Origin of the sequence: Streptomyces violaceorubidus, from assembly GCF_000717995.1 — a bacterium.
GTDB classification, from domain to species: Bacteria; Actinomycetota; Actinomycetes; order Streptomycetales; family Streptomycetaceae; genus Streptomyces; species Streptomyces violaceorubidus.
The window spans coordinates 1-202 of sequence record NZ_JODM01000270.1 but is presented as its reverse complement, the minus strand read 5'-3'; the positions used below and the strand labels follow the sequence as shown (position 1 = coordinate 202).

Here is a 202-nt window from a genome sequence, read left to right as displayed (position 1 = left end):
CGCGCGCAGGACGTCGTCGTCGCCCAGACCGGCGTGGTTGGCACGGCCGTAACCGACCAGGTGCACGCGGCCGTCCTTGGTGATGACCCCGTGGCACAGGGGACCGGGCAGGCTCTGGTGGCCCTTGCGGCAGATCTTTACGGTGGCGGCACTGCCCCGGGTCACGGTGTGGTGGATCATCACCCCGTGCACCGGCCCCCAG

Annotated in this window: 1 protein-coding gene; it reads right to left on the bottom strand. The window is 71.3% G+C overall.

The window, feature by feature from the left end; all coding sequences use genetic code 11:
* Positions 1-202 (bottom strand): peptidoglycan recognition protein family protein (locus IE94_RS0135055; RefSeq protein ID WP_030192961.1); only part of this gene is annotated, 202 nt, incomplete at both ends.